The 18,400-nt window shown below is 58.8% G+C and carries 14 protein-coding genes, 1 tRNA gene and 1 pseudogene; 7 read left to right on the top strand and 9 right to left on the bottom strand.

What is annotated here, in order from left to right; all coding sequences use genetic code 11:
* Positions 1 to 8 precede the first annotated feature (8 nt).
* The gene (locus tag CZ345_RS05300; protein ID WP_077072139.1) at positions 9 to 1,358 is read right to left on the bottom strand and encodes a phosphohexomutase domain-containing protein; all 1,350 of its coding nucleotides are present in this window, start codon (positions 1,356 to 1,358) and stop codon (positions 9 to 11) included.
* Positions 1,355 to 2,782, bottom strand: coding sequence for a mannose-1-phosphate guanylyltransferase/mannose-6-phosphate isomerase (locus CZ345_RS05295; protein ID WP_077072138.1), 1,428 nt, complete (start codon positions 2,780 to 2,782; stop codon positions 1,355 to 1,357). Before CZ345_RS05295 ends, CZ345_RS05300 begins: the two co-directional genes overlap by 4 nt.
* Before the next feature lie 693 nt (positions 2,783 to 3,475).
* On the opposite strand from CZ345_RS05295, the gene CZ345_RS05285 reads away from it, so the two are divergent.
* The 4 genes and pseudogenes from CZ345_RS05285 (at position 3,476) to CZ345_RS16530 (ending at position 6,919) form a co-directional block, all read left to right on the top strand.
* Positions 3,476 to 4,402, top strand: coding sequence for a ketopantoate reductase family protein (locus tag CZ345_RS05285; protein WP_077072167.1), 927 nt, complete (start codon positions 3,476 to 3,478; stop codon positions 4,400 to 4,402).
* Between the two features lie 301 nt (positions 4,403 to 4,703).
* A pseudogene (locus CZ345_RS16170) lies at positions 4,704 to 4,931 on the top strand (transposase); the annotation flags it as partial.
* Positions 4,932 to 5,686 (top strand): IS5 family transposase gene (locus CZ345_RS16165; protein WP_204224230.1). Its coding sequence is split into 2 segments (ribosomal slippage): positions 4,932 to 5,265 and positions 5,265 to 5,686, totalling 756 coding nucleotides; the frame shifts between segments, so codons are not numbered across the junction.
* Between the two features lie 1,020 nt (positions 5,687 to 6,706).
* Positions 6,707 to 6,919 carry a hypothetical protein gene (locus tag CZ345_RS16530; protein WP_144277251.1) on the top strand — a complete coding sequence of 71 codons (213 nt, stop codon included), beginning with the start codon at positions 6,707 to 6,709 and terminating at the stop codon, positions 6,917 to 6,919.
* Positions 6,920 to 8,695: 1,776 nt separating this feature from the next.
* Here CZ345_RS16530 and CZ345_RS05255 read toward each other — a convergent pair.
* The 7 genes from CZ345_RS05255 to CZ345_RS05220 form a co-directional block, all read right to left on the bottom strand.
* Complete coding sequence (locus tag CZ345_RS05255) at positions 8,696 to 9,052, bottom strand: Mor transcription activator family protein (RefSeq protein WP_077072133.1); 357 nt, start codon at positions 9,050 to 9,052, stop codon at positions 8,696 to 8,698.
* 434 nt (positions 9,053 to 9,486) lie between these two features.
* Entirely contained in the window at positions 9,487 to 12,165 is a 2,679-nt protein-coding gene (locus CZ345_RS05245) for a DUF927 domain-containing protein (protein ID WP_083717142.1), read from the bottom strand.
* Positions 12,162 to 12,389, bottom strand: a complete 228-nt coding sequence (locus tag CZ345_RS05240; RefSeq protein ID WP_077072131.1) for a hypothetical protein — start codon at positions 12,387 to 12,389, stop codon at positions 12,162 to 12,164. The genes CZ345_RS05245 and CZ345_RS05240 overlap by 4 nt, the downstream gene beginning before the upstream one ends.
* Complete coding sequence (locus CZ345_RS05235) at positions 12,379 to 12,669, bottom strand: hypothetical protein (protein WP_077072130.1); 291 nt, start codon at positions 12,667 to 12,669, stop codon at positions 12,379 to 12,381. Before CZ345_RS05235 ends, CZ345_RS05240 begins: the two co-directional genes overlap by 11 nt.
* A 500-nt stretch (positions 12,670 to 13,169) precedes the next feature.
* Complete coding sequence (locus tag CZ345_RS05230; protein ID WP_162274934.1) at positions 13,170 to 13,388, bottom strand: helix-turn-helix transcriptional regulator; 219 nt, start codon at positions 13,386 to 13,388, stop codon at positions 13,170 to 13,172.
* A gap of 873 nt (positions 13,389 to 14,261) precedes the next feature.
* Positions 14,262 to 15,467, bottom strand: coding sequence for a tyrosine-type recombinase/integrase (locus CZ345_RS05225; protein WP_077072129.1), 1,206 nt, complete (start codon positions 15,465 to 15,467; stop codon positions 14,262 to 14,264).
* 285 nt (positions 15,468 to 15,752) lie between these two features.
* A tRNA-Leu gene (locus CZ345_RS05220) sits at positions 15,753 to 15,839 on the bottom strand.
* Positions 15,840 to 15,991: 152 nt separating this feature from the next.
* On the opposite strand from CZ345_RS05220, the gene CZ345_RS05215 reads away from it, so the two are divergent.
* From CZ345_RS05215 to mltG, 3 genes are read left to right on the top strand one after another with little or no spacing between them, the layout of a single operon-like run.
* Entirely contained in the window at positions 15,992 to 16,507 is a 516-nt protein-coding gene (locus tag CZ345_RS05215; protein WP_077072163.1) for a phosphatidylglycerophosphatase A family protein, read from the top strand.
* Positions 16,508 to 16,511: 4 nt separating this feature from the next.
* Entirely contained in the window at positions 16,512 to 16,940 is a 429-nt protein-coding gene (gene ruvX / locus CZ345_RS05210; RefSeq protein ID WP_077072128.1) for a Holliday junction resolvase RuvX, read from the top strand.
* Complete coding sequence (gene mltG, locus CZ345_RS05205; protein WP_077072127.1) at positions 16,937 to 18,085, top strand: endolytic transglycosylase MltG; 1,149 nt, start codon at positions 16,937 to 16,939, stop codon at positions 18,083 to 18,085. The genes ruvX and mltG overlap by 4 nt, the downstream gene beginning before the upstream one ends.
* Positions 18,086 to 18,400 lie beyond the last annotated feature (315 nt).

Below are 18,400 nucleotides of genomic sequence, written 5' to 3'. Positions count from 1 at the left end.
ATTCTCCGTTACTGGCGGATAAGGGCCAGCAGTTCTTCCGTTTTTCTTTGCATGAGTTCCTCATCGCCCCGGCTTTCCACATTGAGGCGCAGCACAGGTTCCGTCTGGGAGGAACGCAGGTTGAAGCGCCATGCGGGAAACGCAACGGACAAACCGTCGATACGGGTGACCTCCGCCCCCGGCAGAACGGCATAGGTATCCTCCACCCGGGAAAGCGTTCGTGCGGCATCCTCCACGCGGGAATTGATTTCTCCGCTGCAGGGAAAGGCCTTCATGCGTTCGCTCACGCACTCTTCCAGCGTTTTTCCCTCTTCGCTGAGAAAATGCGCCACCAGCAGCCAGGGAATCATGCCCGAATCGCAGTAGGCGAAGCTGCGGAAATAGTGGTGAGCGCTCATTTCCCCGCCGTACAGAGCGTTTTCGGCGCGCATTCTTTCCTTGATGAAGGCATGCCCCGTCCGTGACTCCACGGCCACGCCCCCGGCCTTTGCCACCAGTTCCCGGGTGTTCCACACCAGGCGCGGGTCATGGATGATCTTCTCCCCCGGGTGCTCGCGCAGAAGCGCCTCGGCCATCATGCCCACAAGATAGTAGCCTTCCAGGAAGCGGCCCGAAGCGTCGTAGAAAAAGCAGCGGTCGAAATCGCCGTCCCAGGCAAGGCCGAAATCCGCGCCGTATTCCTGTACGGCCCGGGAAGCGGCACAACGGTTTTCCGGCAGAAGCGGGTTCGGCACTCCGCCGGGGAAGGTGCCGTCCGGCTTTTCACGGATCAGCGTGACATGAAAAGGCAGATGCTCCGCCAAGGCCCTGACCACCGGACCGGCGCAGCCGTTGCCCGGATCGGCCGCAATGCGGAACGGGCGCAGCCGCTCCGGCCGGACATAGCTTAAAAGGTGCTCCACATAGGCGCTGCGGAAGCTTTCTTCCGCAAAGCTGCCCTTCATGCCACGGGGAACGGCCTGCATCCCGGCCACGGAATCCCGCAGCGCGAAAAGCCCGGAATCCCCGCTCACGGGCACGGCTCCGCCGAGCACCAGCTTGAAGCCGTTTTCATCCGCCGGGTTGTGACTGCCCGTCACCATGACGCCGCCGTCGAAGTCCCCGGCAAAGGAAGCAAAATAGATTTCCTCCGTGCCGCACAGGCCAAGCCCCGTCACATTCGCGCCCGCGGCGCGCAGGCCTTCGGCAAACGCGCCGTAGAGCGCCGGGCCGGAAAGCCTTGCGTCGTGTCCGATGACCACGTTTTTCAGGTGAAACAGCCGGGCAAAGGCATACCCCGTGCGTCTCGCCGTATCCTCGTTCAGTTCATCCGGGTAACGGCCCCTGACATCATAGGCCTTGAAACAGGAAAGACTCATGCCCCCGCCTCCGCTCCGGCCCGTCCGTAATCGTCCTGAAGCCGTACGATATCGTCTTCGCCCAGATACGCGCCGGACTGCACCTCGATGAACACCAGAGGAATGGTTCCGGGGTTCTTTATCCTGTGCCGCGCGCCCAGAGGAATGTAGAGGGATTCGTTTTCCGTAAGCAGATGCACGTTTTCGCCTATGGTGGCCTCGGCCGTGCCGCTCACCACGATCCAGTGCTCCGCACGGTGATAGTGAAGCTGAAGGGAGTTTTCCTCACCGGGATTCACCACAATGCGCTTCACCTGAAAACGGTCGGAGAGAACAAGGGTTTCATAGCTGCCCCACGGCCGGTACACCTTGAGATGAATGTCGGATTCCGGGCGCTTTTCCAGCTTCAGCTTTTCCACCACCTGGCGCACATCCTGAGAACGACGCCTGTCGGTGACCAGAATGGCATCCCGCGTTTCCACCACCGCAAGGTCGTGCACATCCAGCGCGGCAATGAGCCGGCCGGAACTGCGCAGATAGCAGTTGCGGGCATTTTCCGTGATGACGTCGCCTTCGCAGGCGTTGCCGAACTGATCCTTTTTCGTGATCTCATAAAAGGCCTGCCAGGAACCGAGGTCGCTCCAGCCGCAATCCACGGGAACCACAGCCGCCCTGGAGGTATGTTCCATCACCGCATAGTCGATGGAACGGGCGGGCGAAAGGCAGAACGATTCCCCCGGCCGGAGGAAGGAAAGATCCTTCTTTCTCTCTTCCCACGCGGCGCGGGCAAAACGCCAGATATCAGGAGCGAATGCCTTGAGTTCCTCAAGATACACGGAAGCCTTGAAAAAAAAGATGCCGGAATTCCAGTAGCAGTCGCCCGCATCAATAAGGGCCTGCGCACGGGCGCGTTCCGGCTTTTCCAGAAACTCCGTCACACGGAACACGCCCTCTTCCGCCGCAGCTTCTCCCCTGCGTATGTAGCCGTACCCGGTTTCCGGGGACAACGGCCGTATGCCGAAGGTGACGAGAAAACCCTCTTCCGCCGCACTTCGCGCCCGGTCCACGGCGCGACAGAATTCCTCCGGCTGTTCGAACCTGTGGTCGGAAGGCAGCACCAGCAGCAGGCTCTCGCCCTCCTCCAGCGCGGCAAACGCGGCCAGCGCAATGGCGGGAGCGGTATTGCGGCTCTGCGGTTCAAGAATGATGGTTCCTTCCATGCCCTCTTCCGCAAGCGCGGAACTGACATAGAAGCGACAGGCCTCGTTGCTGACGATGATGGGACTGCCGGTTCCTTCCAGACATTCCGTGCGCCGGAGCGTTTCGGCAAAAAGCGTATCGCCGTTGCCGAGCCTCATGAACTGCTTGGGGTACCTGGTACGCGAAGCGGGCCACAATCGGGTGCCCGAACCGCCGCAAAGTATGACGGGCTGAATCTTGAACATAGGAGCCTCACCATCAAAGAACCGCCAGGGTCCCGGTTGAATCATGGAAAAAACGCTCACGGCCGGATGAGGGACAACGGGTGACAGACAAGAGAAAGCCTGCAGGAACACTGCACGCCCCCTGAAAACCGCACTTTCCCGAACGGCTCCGCCCGCTTCCGAACCGCGCACGGCCGGAGAATCAGCTCCGGCCTTTTCAGACCACGTTTTTCCCGACGTTATTTTCGATGCATGAAGAGATAGCAAAAGCAATTTTACCGCTCAATGATAATATACATGATAATCATGATATCATAAATAATCATACATCATGGAATGATATCTGTCATATAACGGTAAACACATTATACACATACACATTATTCCAAAAACAATATTTACAAAAAAGCATGTCCACTATCGACAACATATACATCAAAAGCGAAAACATCCTTTTTTCCTCCGCAACAGAGGCAAATAGCCCCGCGAGCATTGCGGCAGCAACGTTGTCCGGCCCGGGAGGCGAAAAAATCATGCCCCGTATTCTCCCGCCTCTGCGCCCTTGTTCTCCCGGCCGGAAAAACCATGCCTTGCCCCGGCGAGGGAGACTTCACGGGCCTTTTTCCCCCTCCACGGCCGGCTTTTCCCTGCCTGCGCTTTCTGCTATGCTGGCTGCGGCAACATATCCGCCTGTTCTTTATGGAGGTTTTTTATATGAAAATTGCGGTTCTCGGCGCCGGAGCCATGGGATGCCTGTACGGCTGCTACCTTTCGAAAAAGTACGATGTTCTTCTTGTCGACACCTACGCGCCGCAGGTGGAGGCCATCAACGCCAAGGGCGTCACCATCACGGAAATGGACGGCACGGACCATCACTACGCCATGAAGGCCGCCCTTTCCGGCACCTGCTCCGAACCTGCCGATCTTCTGGTGGTATTCGTCAAATCCACCGCCACCTATGCCGCCATAGAAGCCAATCAGGGACTCATCGGCCCCGACACTCTGGTCATGACGCTTCAGAACGGCGCGGGAAACGACCGCGACATCGCCCATTTCGTGCCGAAGGAGAACATCGTCATCGGTACGAGCAAGCATAACAGCGTCGGCGCGGGCCCCGCCGCCTGCCGCCATACCGGCAGCGGCGAAACCACTCTGGGCACCATGGCCAAGGACAGCGACAAGGACCGGAAGGTGGCGGCCATTCTTGAAGACTGCGGCTTTGAGGTCACCGTCAGCGACGACATCCAGCGCATCATCTGGAGCAAGCTCTTCGTGAACATGTCCATCAATACGCTCTCCGCGCTGCTGGAATGCCGCATCGGGTACATGATAGAAAACAAATACGCCTGGGATTTCGCAAGACGCATCATCTATGAAGGCGTTATGGTGGCGGAGGCCGACGGCACCTATTTCGACCGCCGCGAGGCACTGGAAAGCGTGCGCAAGGTCTGCGAAGCCGTTCCCAACGGCTACGCCAGCATGTATCAGGACCGCAAGAACCGCCGCAAAACGGAAATCGACAAGATCAACGGCGCCGTGGTGGAACAGGCCAAGCTTTACGGCGTGCCCACCCCCTACAATTCCCTCGTCGTGGACCTCATCCACGCCGTGGAAGGCACCTACGACGACAAACCGGAATAAAAAAGAAGCTCCTTCTCCTCTGGCAGGAAAAGGGGCTTCTTTTCTGCTAGCGCGCGTTCTGCACCTTTTCCCTGCATGACCAGTCCGGCCTTTGCCTCATGCAGGTCCACAGAGAAAAGCGTACGGAACACGGCGCGAGCCTGTTTCTGAAAAGCGCGCAGAGCCCGTCCCCGCTTCAGGGAAAAGGCGGGAGGACCTTCCGCCCTGAACCGATTGACAAGCTTCACATCTGTGCTAGGCTCAGGACTCATTAATTGCCAAAAGGGTAAAAAGTTCTTATTGTCGGCATAGGGAGGATGCCATGAAGGAACTTTTTTATCTTTCTCATGAACAGATTGCTCGTATCAAACGCTACTTTCCTCGTTCCCATGGCATTCCGAGAGTCGATGACAGGCGTGTCGTCAGCGGCATTATCTATGTCATCAAGCACGGCCTGCAATGGAAAGATGCTCCGCGCGAGTATGGACCATACAAAACTCTCTACAATCGTTTTATCCGCTGGAGCCGATTGGGTGTCTTTAACAGGATTNTGAAGGAACTTTTTTATCTTTCTCATGAACAGATTGCTCGTATCAAACGCTACTTTCCTCGTTCCCATGGCATTCCGAGAGTCGATGACAGGCGTGTCGTCAGCGGCATTATCTATGTCATCAAGCACGGCCTGCAATGGAAAGATGCTCCGCGCGAGTATGGACCATACAAAACTCTCTACAATCGTTTTATCCGCTGGAGCCGATTGGGTGTCTTTAACAGGATTTTTGCGGAGCTTGTTGAGCAAAACGGCTCCACAACACGCTTGATGATTGATGCCACACATCTCAAGGCACACAGGACAGCAGCAAGTTTGCTGAAAAAAGGGGCCTTTCCCGATGTATCGGACGCACAAAAGGCGGCCTGAATTCAAAACTCCACGCTGTCTGCAATGCCTTCGGTCAACCGTTGGCCTTCCATCTGTCCGGCGGTCAGGTGAGCGACTACAAAGGCGCTGCTGTCCTGCTTGATACTCTGCCGCAGGCCGGGGAGCTTCTGGCGGATAGAGGCTATGATGCCGACTGGTTTCGTCATGCCTTGTCCCGTAAAGGAATCACGCCGTGTATTCCCGGCAGACACAGCCGGAAAACTCCGGTGGCCTATGACAAGGAGGTTTATAAGCAGCGGCACAAGATAGAAATCATGTTCGGCCGACTCAAGGATTGGCGCAGAATAGCCATGCGTTATGACCGTTGTGCCCACACGTTCTTTTCGGCTATTTGTCTCGCTGCCATTGTCATCTTTTATATTTAATGAGTCCTGAACCTAAGCCCGAACATAGTTCCGCAGAATCAACCGCTTTCACTGAAGAGGTAGTGATGACCAGACGTTCTTTTCTCCTCAGACTGACGACTGTGCTGACGGGCGGCATGGCCGCCGTGTCGCTTGCCGGCTGTGTTGCGCCCCCGCCTCCTCCGCCGCCCGGCCACCGCAAGCCCCGCAAAAAACCTCATCCTCACGAGCACCGTCCTCCGCCCCCTCCGCCGCACCGCTACTGGTAACATCGGCCAGCCTGACGCTGCCACACCGTCCCCCGACCATCCCGCGCTTTGGTATGCCTCCCTGACCGTATTTCACAGCCATGGGGCATGTCGCCTTTTTTTCCCGAGGCTGAGGATGGCGGACGTCCTACCCTCACCCGGTGCAGACTCCCCGGAAAAACGGAAAGCACGTTCTGAAGGAAGGGAGTCGTCCCGCAGGAAGGCGGAAAACATAACGGCCTCATGCTCTTGGGAAAAGAACATGAGGCCTTTGAAATTCATGGTGGTACCGGTGCGGTACTACAATTCAAAAAACAATATTTTGTTTTTACTAGATATTTTCAGATAATTTTTTCTTCGATACCAAGAAATATACCAAGATTTTTTATTGGTACCCCTCTTTTTTGCCCCATTTCGTCATTTTTCGGCCTTTTGGGGGAGAAGTCAACACGGGCCGGAAAACTTCCTTCCCCGGAAGTATGAGCACGGCAACGCCACGGCTGCACCTTCCGGCAGGACAAAGGCACAGGCGCACGGCCTCATGCCAGAGCCTTCTTTCTGCCGGGGCCGCCCTTTGTCTCATGGCCGGGCGATTCCGTGCCCGTGGGCGGCGCTGAGTGCGAACAACGGGAAGCGCCCGCGGCGAGGGGCGGAAACGCAGACGCGGCGGCCATGCCTCCCCATGGCCGAAAGTCTCACGCACCGGAGAAAAACGGAGCCGGAACACAGGGCCGGAGCACGTCGGGAAACACGGCCCATGCCCGGACGCAGGCCCACACAGCGGCCCGGAGGCATGAACACGGCACCACCCCACGGCGGCACCTTCCGGCAGGGCAAAGGCAAGGCCCACGGCCTCACAGTCTGCTCGCGCCTTCTTTCTGCCGGAACTGATAAACAACAGAATCAGGCAAGAAAAAATGCGCCCCGGTTCGGCAAAAATCAACGCTCATTTCTAGGCGTTCCTGAAAACACACAGAAAAAAATCAGCGTTGCGTTTACCGGGTGACAAATGTACCGGGGCGAGCGGGGCACCGGGGCGCGACTATGAAATCATTGGAGAATCTCCGCCCCGGTATCTTTTAGATACTGGGGCGAAAAGCGGGGCGAACCGGGGCAAAGCGGGGCGCGGCCCGCTTTCTTCATGTTCGGACTACCAACTTTTTGCAGAAAAAACGGGGCACCGGGGCGGAAGTGATGCTTCCGCATGGCCGGGAGAGCGCCCCTTTTCTGTGCCTGCCGGTGTGAAGGTGTGAGAGAATCAGGCAATTTTCTGTTCCGATGGGACAACACTAAGGCCAGAGGGCACGGCAGTCACCGAGGAGCACGGCCCACGCCCGGGCGCAGGCCCACACAGCGGCCCGGAAGCATGAGCACGGCACCACCCCACGGCGGCACCTTCCGGCAGGGCAAGGGCACAGGCCCACGGCCTCACAGTCTGCCCGAGCCTTCTTTCTGCCGGAACTGACAAACAACAGAATCAGGCAAGAAAAAACGTGCCCCGGTTCGGCAAAAATCAACGCTCATTTCTAGGCGTTCCTGAAAACACACAGAAAAAAATCAGCGTTGCGTTTACCGGATGACAAATGTACCGGGGCGAGCGGGGCAGCGGGGCGCGACCATGAAATCATTGGAGAATCTCCGCCCCGGTATCTTTTGGATACTGGGGCGAAAAGCGGGGCGAACCGGGGCAAAGCGGGGCGCGGCCCGCTTTCTTCATGTTCGGACTACCAACTTTTTGCAGAAAAAACGGGGCACCGGGGCGGAGATGATGTTTCCGCATAGTCGGGGCAACTCCCTTTTCTGTGCCTGCCGGTGTAAAGGTGTGAGAGAATCAGGCAATTTTCTGTTCCGATGAGCAACACTAAGGCCAGAGGACACGGCAATCACCGGGGAGCACAGCCCACGCCCGGACACAGGCCCACACAGCGGCCCAGAGGCATGAGCACGACACCACCCCACGGCGGCACGCTTCCGGCAGGGCAACGGCACAAGCGCACGGCCTCACAGCCTGCCAGCGCCTTCTTTCTGCCGGGGCCGTCCTTTGTCTCATGGCCGGGCGATTCCTTGCCCGTGGGCGGCGCTGAGTGCGAACAGCGGGAAGAGCACGCGGCGAGGGGCGAAACGCAGACGCGGCGGCCATGCCTCCCCGATGGCCGAACGTCTCACGCCCCGGAGAAAACCGGAGCCGGAACACAGGGCCGGAGCACGTCGGGGAACACGGCCCACGCCCGGACGCAGGCCCAAACAGCGGCCCGGAGGCATGAGCACGGCACCGCCACGGCGGCACGCTTCCGGCAGGGCAACGGCACAAGCGCACGGCCTCACGGCCTGCCAGCGCCTTCTTTCTGCCGGGGCCGTCCTTTGTCATGGCCGGGCGATTCCTTGCCCGTGGGCGGCGCTGAGTGCGAAAAGCGGGAAGAGCACGCGGCGAGGGCCGGAAACGCAGACGCGGCGGCCATGCCTCCCCGACGGCCGAACGTCTCACGCACCGGAGAAACGGAGCCGGAACACAGGGCCGGAGCACGTCGGGCAACACGGCCCATGCCCGGAGGCATGAGCACGGCACCGCCACGGCGGCACCTTCCGGCAGAGAGCACCGGCAATGCCTCCGCCCTTCGCTACGCTCAGGACGGAGCCTTTTTTCTGCCGGTTCCATGAGCAGGGAGGCAACGGCCGAAAACACGCAGCAGCGGCCCGCAGAGGGCGAGGAAACAACGCCCTGCCCGTCCTGATATTTCCCCTTTTATCTCACTTCTTCCCGGTAAATGGAAAACAGCGACGATTAAAAAACGCCCTCGCCGTCGGCGGCGGAGCGCGCCCCGCTCCGGGGCACGGCCCTGCTTTTCTTCTTTTTCCCGCCGTCCGATTCTTTGAGAATGTCGTAAATCGTGGAACGGGCAAGCCGGAACCTCTGCACCAGTTCCGGCACGTTGTTCCCGGTAAAGCTCTTTCTGACAAGCCGCCTGATGTATTTGCTTTTCAGCGGGAAATAGACCTGTTGCCCGCCGAACTCATAGGCCACGGCGGCCACCGTTTCCGCCGCCACTCTTTCCGCTTCTTCCCTGTCCGTGCCGCCCGCAAGTTTTTCCATGATGCAAGAATGGAGACTTTCCAGCAGATTGTCGCCGTCATCCTTCATGTGTTCACCTCTTCCGTTTTTCTGCATTGTTCCACCATGCGCCCGGCGTCCTGCCTGCGCCGTGCTCACATTCCCAGAGATACGCCTTTTCCCGCCCTTCTTCCGCCGCCTTCAAGAACTCCTCCATATCAAACGGCAGTTCTACGGCGTTTTCCGGGTAGGTTCTGTTCCACCTCGCGCAAAAAAGCGTTTCCTCCCTCACATAGTCCGGGCACGTCTCGCAGCTCCGATAGTATCCCGGGCAGAAGGCGGCATAATCCGGCACAAACGGGGCAAGCATGGGCGGAGGCGGTATTCTCTCCGGCACATTTTCGCCCCGAGTGCGGCCAGACTCCGCCGCGCGGCCTGTTTTCCTCATTGCCTGCCTGAACAGAGAAAGAGCTTCCCCCATGTTTTCCCCCGCGTTACCGCCTGCCCGAAGGCAGACCGCCCGTTCATTGCGAAACGCCCGCCTCTTCCGGTTCCTCATCGGCAGGCAGGCGCACGACATAGCAGCGGGCGCGGCCGAAGCCGGGCAAATCGCGCTTTGTCGCGCTTCTTCCCGCCTCCGTTTCCAGCCATCCCGCCGCCTTCAACACCACGGCGGCCCGGCGTGCCGATGCTCCGCCCGCCACCTCCTGAAGACTTCCGGGAAGAACGATGTATTCCGTCTTCCCTTCCAGCGTGCGGCGGAACCCCACACGATTGATGCATTGCGCCCTGTCTCCCGCCTCCATGTCCTGAAAGCGGGAAGAGCCGTTCTTTTCGATGAACAGGCGCACGGCCTGAAGAATGGCCGCGTCTTCCGAGGCTCCCGCCGTGCCCCTGTCCTTCAACCATTGGCGGAAGCACGCCTTCACGCCTTCCACGGCGGCGGATTCCTCCCACGGGAGAACGCCGCTTTTTACGGCAACGATACCGGCAAAGGCGCACAGGCCGAAACGCAGGGCAACGCGCCTCACCTGTCCGTTTGCGTCCTCCGGGCATACCTGAGAAACGAACAGGCGCACGGCCTCCGGTGCGTCCTTTTCCAGCTCCGAGGCGTGTTCGGTCACATATTCAAGGAACTTTCGCCCCGCATGGCCGTAGTTTGTCCGCGCTTCATCCTGAAGATGCCGCACCAGCGCCCCGGAATCAGAAAAGCCGTGCAGATTCTCAACTACGCCCATGCCTGCCCCCGCGTCCGCCTGAATGTCCACAAGCCGCACCTCCTGCCCCGGACGCGGGCGAATCCCGATTTCCGCCAGCTTTTCCGCAAGCCCCACCTCCCCGGAACTCAGTACCACAAGCCGCCATCGTTGCACCTTGCGGGCGTGTCCGTTCCTGTCCGCTCTTGCCTTGCCCTGCCCGTTGCCCAGCATATAGGCAGCCTCTGCAATGTTTTTCGGCGCGGCCTGCCCCATTTCGTCCATGATAAGGGCCGTGTCGTTGTGCATGGCGGCAAGCCCTTCAAGGCCGTTGTCGCTGGTACGCCATGAGCGCACAAACTCCGGCCCGTCCCATACGGAGGCGGCCAGCTTTTGCGCCGTGCTCTTGCCCGTGCTGGAACCGCCGACAAGGTTGAAGCCGCCCGATTCAAGCCCGGCCATGTTCAGGAGCGGCCCGGCAAACGCCGTGCACAGGGAAAGCACCAGCCGGGAATTTCCCACGCACAGGGCGGCCATGTTCCGCCATGCGTCCAGAGTTCCGGCGCACCGGTAGCCGAGGGACGGCCTGCCCGCCTGAAGAATCACCTTTTCCGCGCCCGTGTCGCCTATGGTCATGTCCGGCAGGACAAAGGCATTACCGTGCCAGCCCACGCGCGGAACACAGCGAAAAAACGACACCGGCCGCAACCGCGAAAAGAAAGCCGCCAGTTTCCGCTTGTGGGCCGGGTCGCCGAGCCATCCCTTGGAGGCAAGGTCGGCGTGCCAGTCCCAGCCCTCAAGAGACAGGGCGGAACGCGGCAGGGCGTGCGTATGCGTCTTTCTGTCCGGGTCGGTGAACTCCATGAATATTCCCCAGTCCTGCCCGTCTTCGTCGCGCGTGAATCCGAGCACCCGCAACGGCGGCCCCAGCCATGTTTCCTGAATGTCGCCGTCCTTCTTTTCGTCCAGACTGTACAGCCCGGCGCGCGGGCCTTCCGGTATCAGCTTGAAGCCGACAGGAACCGGGCACCCCTCGCCCGCCTTCCGGGCCTTTTCTAGGATAACGCGCACCCGCTCCGGCCCGTCTTCCGTGTTGGTGAACAGGTCGTTGAAGTCGGCGGCACGGCCGTTTATGGCCGGGCACAGGGCCACCTTGCCGCCCACGGCCCGCGCGGCCTCTTCCGCCTTTTCCCGGCCCGGATTCCACGGGGAACCGTCCGGCCCTTTTCCGTCAACATCGTTATCCGCGCAGAGGATGATTTCACGGCGAGGAAAAAGCCCTCTCGCCGCCTTGGCAACGGGCAGAAGATTCCCGGAATCAAAGGCCACAAGCGCGGCGTACCCTGTGGCGAGGCGCACGCTTGCCGCCGTGGCGTACCCTTCCGCAATGAGCAGCGGGCCGGAATCGTCGCCGCCCTTGGCGGGAATGGAGAAGAAACAGCCCTTCTTTTCCCCGCCTTTCAGGAAGCGCTTGTTGCCGTCCGCCCCGATGAATTGCAGGGAAACAAGCCGACCGTCGGCACTCTTCACCGGAAGGGCAAGCCGCCCGTCCGGGGTCTGCCTCGCCTCGCCCAGCGGCGGCACGCCCTTTCTTTTCAGATAGGCGTTACCGGCACCGGCAGGCGGCAGGCCCGCAAAGGTGCGGGACGCATACGCGGCGGCACTTTTTTGGGCGTTCTCCTTCCGGGCCTTCGCCTCCTTCCGCTCTTTCTGGATACGCTCCCGCAGGGCGTCCTTTTCGGCCCGAGTCATGGCGGCAAGTTCGCTCTTCTGCCAAAGGGGCACGTTCTGCCACGCGCCGCCGTTGTGATAGTTCGCAAAGCCGACCGTCGGCGGAAAGTCCGCGTGCACCTTGTACCGGCCGTCGGTGCCGTTCGGCTTTTTTGTGGTGCCGCAGGGAACCGTTCTGCCGGAAAGGTCGATATCATCCACCACAAGCCCGGCTCTTTCGAGAATCGCCCGCGCCCGCTCCTTTATGTCGGCGGGGGAAAACTGCCTGCCCTTCATTCCCGCGCCTCCCCTGTCATCCGTTCAATCTGGATACCGTGGGCGGCAAGCTCCGCGTCCTGTCTCTCGAACCAGAAAAACAGAGCAATCGTGCCGACAAGAGCCACGGAAACAAGTGCAGAACCCAGCCGAAGAAGAGCTGTTTCAGAAAGCGGACGGAAGGCCGCGCGGCGGCCACGGGGAACGGATACCGAACCGGCAGAGAGGGGAAGGCTAGTCGTCATCAGTCTTCACCTCGTCAATCAGAGAATCAAGGCGAAGGCTGAGAAGGTGCGCGACATACGCCGCGCCGGAGAGCACTTCCGCATCGACAATTCTTCCCGTTCTTCTGCCTTCGCCGCCGTTATGGCCGAACTCTTCAAAGTCGCTTGTGGCCTTGGCGAGAAAACGCAAGCCATATTGTACGCTGAGAAGTTCGGACAGGAAATTTTCGGAGATTTCCGCAGGGATGAATTTCGGCTCTTCCGTTCTGACCGGCAAGCCGTTGATGAAATCACAGTGCATGAAAATACCTCGTAGTTTGGGGATTAAAAGAAAAGAGGCAGGGCAACAACGCTCCCCGGCCTACGATAAGCCGCCGGGGCCTCACGGCGTCCCGGACGTTGCGCCCTGCCAATATAGGCACGCACCGCGCAGAATACAGCACGGGCATGATATGCAGGAATGGACAGAACTTCTGCACCTTGTGGGGCAAGGGCAAGCCGCCTGTTACGGCCATCGTAGTTAGGGGCCTCAACCATGCCCCACGGCCGGGCATGAGTCAAGCCCCCCACGGCACGGAGAGACGCCGCAGGGCCGCCGCACGTCAGGCGGAAAGAGCAGGCAGGCCGGGAAGGCTTCACCTTTTCGCCGGTGAATATGCAGAACGTCCGCACATGGCCGGAAGGCAGGGGCACCGCGCGGAAATACCCGCAGTCCGCGCAGGTGAACACGCTCCCGCCTTCGCTGAGGTACCCGGCTCCGGCAGGGGAAAGGCCGACTTTCTCTCTTGTCATGCCGCGCCCCTACGCCTCGCCGCCGTTGGCACAGCGGGCAAGATAGGCGTCCAAGTCTTCCACCTTCCATACGGAGCAGCGCCTTCCCTGCCGGATAGGCTGAGGCAGCCGCCCTTCCCTCGCCCATTGCCACACGGTTTTTTCATGGATTCCAAGATAGGCCGCCGCCTGCTTGGCTCTCAGAACATGGGGAAAAGGCATTTCCGAAACTCTGCTTTCCTTCGTCATCTTCGCACCTCTCGTTTTTTTGCTACTACGCCGAACCATAGACGGGGAAATGTTAGCATAATTTCCGCAACTAATTCAAGTTACAAGAAATTTTGTGGGAATTTGTAGGTTATTGTAGGAATACGCTGGTTATTGCGCTTCCGTCCTTCCATGAAAGCGGCGGCACGTCTCACCTTGAGGCATCCCCGGAAAGCATTGCGTATGCGGCACCTGTACGCCCCGCTCACGGTCGGAAACTTCCCCGATGCATGAAACATTGCCCTGATTTTCAAAAAAAATACTTGTCCTCCAGAATACCAAAGCCTGCTAAAGGCTACTACGCCATGCCAGCGCGGTGTATTCATCATCAGGGAAAACACCGCCGACAAGTACGCCAGAAATTGTTCCGGGCAAAACAAAAAATTGCCTATTTCTCTTGAATCTTCATACCGGCAGGCACAGAAAAGGACGCTCTCCCGGCCATGCGGAAACATCACCTCCGCCCCGGTGCCCCGTTTCTTCTGCAAAAAGTTGGTAGTCCGAACATGAAGAAAACGGGCCGCACCCCGCTTTGCCCCGGTTCGCCCCGCTTTTCGCCCCAGTATCTAAAAGATACCGGGGCGGAGATTCTCCAATGATTTCATAGTCGCGCCCCGGTGCCCCGCTCGCCCCGGTACATTTGTCATCCGGTAAACGCAGCGCTGATTTTTTCTGTGTGTTTTCAGGAACGCCTAGAAATGGGCTTTGATTTTTGCCGAACCGGGGCGCGTTTTTTCTTGCCTGATTCTGTCAAAAGAAAAGCCCGTCACCTTTCGGCAACGGGCCTGAAAAACTGTCCGGCAAAACACATATAGCCCACTATGTTTCCCCGGGGTGAAACGTGGGGAAAAAATCCTACAGCACGGGCCGCCCCCGGAGCGTGTCGAGGTAGTCCGCCCACTTCTGCAACATTTCCTTGCGCTCTTCCCGGTAATCCGTGCGGATATAGGTATCACCGAGAGGCACGCCCGGCACATGAGAAAGCGCGGCCTCCGTCACGTCTTTGGGATAATGGAACTTGGAAATCAGAAAGGAAACGGCACTCGACCGGAAGCCGTGCACCGTCATTTCATCGCCGGGAAAGCCGAGCGTGCGCAGGGCGAGGGAAAGCGATTCTATGCGGATATGCCCTGTTTTCGACCGGGAACTTTCAAACACATACCGGCGCTTCCGGCCCACAGCGTAAAGCTCCCGGAAGATTTGCCGCGCCTGCACCGGCAGAGGAATGACAAAGGGCCGATTCATCTTTGCCCGACTTGCCGGAATCGTCCACACGCCCGCGCCGAGGTCGATTTCCGCCCATTCCGCATGGCACAGTTCCGAGTTTCGCGTAAACAGCATGGGCATAAGCTGCAAGGCATAGTACAGAGAGGCGCTTTCCGTCGTGTATCGGTACAGGGCCTTTATCAGCTCCTGATATCGGCCTTCTTCCAAGATTGCCGCCCTGTGGGTAACTTTCGGCCTCATAAAGCAGCCGCCGAGGAAAGCGGACGGGTCATCATCCCGGATTTCGTTCTGAACGGCGAACCGACACACCGCCTGAATCATCCGCACCATGCGTTTCACCGTCTCCAAGTGCCCCGCCTTTTCGTGCTCTTTGAGTATGGGCAACGTCCTCAGCATGGAACGATTCAAAGAGGAAAAAGCAAGGGAACCAAGCGCCGGAATAAGGTAATGCTCAAGGATATACCGCTTGCGCTTTTCCGTGATGGCCTTTACTTCCCCCGTCCGGTTACTCTGTTCCAGCCATTCCCGCGCCACGCTTTCAAAGGTTCTTGCTCCGGCGGCTTCCTGCCTTGCCTCTTCCTTGCGGCGCTTTTTCTCCTCTCCGGGGTCAACACCGAGAGCAAGAAGTTTCTTTGCCTCCGCCCGCCGCTCCCTCGCCATCTGCAAGGAAACATCTGGGTACACGCCGAAGGCAAGCGTCTTCTGCTTTCCGTCGAACGTGTACGCCATGCGCCAATATCGCCAGTCCTGAATATAAAGGCCCCCGCCGTCAGACTTGCGGCCCTTGGTACCTTTCCGGGCACCTGCCCGGATTTCGGCGTCGCTCAGCGGCATATCGTTTCCCTCTTTGGTATTTTTCTTTCATATATCATGCTGTTTTTATTGTGATATATGAAATTTTCCTTCTTTTTCTGCATGAATTTTGCCCCTTTTCAGGGCAAAACTTGGTACCAGATAAACGCCTTATCTTGGCACCTGAAAACCGTACCAAGGAATATACCAAGTTTTTTGCACGACACAAGGCTGCTTCCGACTACCATCCGCGACAATCAGATTTTAAAAAAGTGTTGGCGTATCAGGCTTTTTCCTACCTCATACGCCAACATGCTACTTATTATTTGGTACCCGGTGCGGGGATCGAACCCGCAAGCCCTTGCGGGCGAGGGATTTTAAGTCCCTTGCGTATACCAGTTTCGCCACCCGGGCACGCCTCTTTCGTACCAGCACAGGGAAAAGAAGACAAGGAAAACCTTGGCTTGCTTTCTGCAAAAACGGCTTTTCCCGCTCTTTCGCATCCTCTTGCCAAGAGAAGCGGGAGCTTCTATCCTGAAATAAACTTCGGCCATTCAGGAGCGGTCATGACTTTTTTCGATAAAGCGGTTCTGCATTTTTCCCGTCTCGGCCCGGCCGGACTTTCCCCCTGGGCGCCCGGCACGGCGGGTTCCTTTCTTGCCGTCGTCCTCGCACCTTTCGTCTACCTTCCCCTGACGCTGCCGTGGCGTCTCGCGGTGCTGGCGCTGCTTTTCGTGGTGGGGGCGCTTGCCGCCTCCCGTGCGGAAATTCTGCTCGGCAGGCAGGACCCCGGTTGCGTGGTCATCGACGAACTGGTCGGACAGTGGATAAGTATGCTCTGCCTGGGAAGCTTTTCCCTTTCCTCCACAGGAAAGGACATCCTCTTCCTCATGGTTCCCTTTCTCTTCTTCCGTTTCTTCGACATTCTCAAGCCGTGGCCCGTACATGCTTCGGAAAGCTGGCTTCCCGCCGGCTGGGGCATCATGATCGACGATGTTCTGGCCGGTATCTGGGCACTTTTATGCGTGAGCGTCATCGCGGCGATTCTCCATGTCGTTTTCCCCGGCATACTGACCTTGTGACGCCATGAAATACCTTGCCATCGATTACGGTCTCAAACGTGTGGGCATTGCCGTTTCCGATATGGACGGACACTTTGCCTTTCCCCGCTGCACCCTGAAAAGGGAAACCAAGGCGGCCTTCTTCGCCGAGCTTCTGGCTCTTCTGGAAGAGGAAAAGGCCGGGGCCATTGTCGTGGGACTGCCCCTGTACACCGACGGAACGGAATGCCTCACCACCGTGCAGGTGCGCCACTTCGTGGAATCGCTGAAGCGACGTACGGCGCTGCCCGTGTACTGGATGAATGAGGTATTGAGCAGCGCGGCTGCGGAACATGAACTTTACGATTTCGGCATGGGCTACCGGGAAGTGAAAAAAGTGGTGGATCAGCAGGCCGCCGTTCTTATTCTCGAAAGCTTCCTCGATCAGCCGGAAGAAAGGAGACTGCGGGCATGAGTCAGGAACAGCCCACCCCGGAAGAACGCCACGAAGTCCCGCAGGGGCAGACCCCGCCGGAGGAAGCTCCGGGCACGCCGCCCTCTCCTGCCGGGAAAAAACGGCATACGCTGCGCAACATTCTTGTCTTTCTCTTTCTGATGCTTTTCTGCGCGGGCCTTTATGTATGGCACGACGCGCGCACCTTCCTGAACTCCGCTCCCGAAACGCCGGGCAAAAGCCTCATCGTGGACATAGAGCCGGGCATGACGCTGGCACAGGTGGCCGACATGCTGGAAAAGGAAGGGGTGATCACCAATTCCCTGCGCTTCCAGCTTCTGACGAGATACAAGGAAAAAAGCCGCAGCCTTCAGGCCGGGCGCTTTCTGGTACATACCGGATGGCTGCCGGAAAAGGTGCTGGACATGCTGGTTTCCGGCAAGGCCATGCTCTACCGGCTGACCATACGCGAAGGCCTGCCCTGGTGGGATGTGGCGGAACTTGTGGAAAAAGGCGGATTCTGCAAGGCTTCGGACTTCACCTCCGTCATTCACGACCCGGAATTTCTCCGCCACTGGGGTATTCCCTTCGAATCCGCCGAGGGATTTCTCTTCCCGGAAACCTATCTTCTTCCCCACCCGCGCGACATGAACAAGGAGGCCGCCCGCGCCGTGGCCAACCGTCTGGTGGAAATGTTCTGGCAGAGAGCGGACAGGCTCTGGCCGGACAAAAAACGGCCCTCTTCCGCCGAACTCAGAAGGCTGGTCACCCTCGCCTCCATCGTGGAAAAGGAAACCAGCGTTCCCGAGGAACGCGCCCGCGTGGCAGGCGTGTACGTCAACAGGCTGGAACGCGGTATGCTCCTTCAGGCCGATCCCACCGTCATCTACGGACTGGGACGCAGCTTTGAAGGGCCGCTGCTCCGCAAGGACCTGGAAAACGTCCATAACCGTTACAACACCTATCAGAATCCGGGCCTTCCTCCCGGCCCCATCTGCTCGTTCGGCGCTCCCGCGCTGAAGGCTGCCCTCCAGCCGGAAAAACATGAATACCTCTACTTCGTGGCCACGGGGCGCGACAAAGGGCACACCTTCTCCAAGAGCCTTACCGAGCACAACCGCGCCGTACGCGAGTACCGGGCGGCCATAAGACGCGGAGGAAAATAACACGCCGTCAGATCATGTGGTTCCGGCGGGCGGCCATGCGTCCGCCGTTTTTTTCCCAAAAGCAGCCCCTCCGGGGCGCAAAACATTTTCCGCACCCCGTGCCCTGCCGACTACGCCATGAAACTGCTCGCGTCTCTTCTCTGTACGCTGTCCTGCCTGATCATGCTCGGCTTCTGCCTGCTGATTCTGAAGGTGCTGGGATTCTTTTCATAGAAGGATTCCCCAAAAAGACCGTACCTTCCGCAGCTTCTCGGGCAAGCACGGCGTACCTGCAATATCACCGGAAAGGCCGTTTTCTGCTTATGAACTTATGCC

It is taken from the genome of Mailhella massiliensis, from assembly GCF_900155525.1.
Taxonomy (GTDB): domain Bacteria; phylum Desulfobacterota; class Desulfovibrionia; order Desulfovibrionales; family Desulfovibrionaceae; genus Mailhella; species Mailhella massiliensis.
The sequence above is the reverse complement of the archived record's forward strand: the minus strand, read 5'-3'. Positions and strand labels throughout refer to the sequence as shown.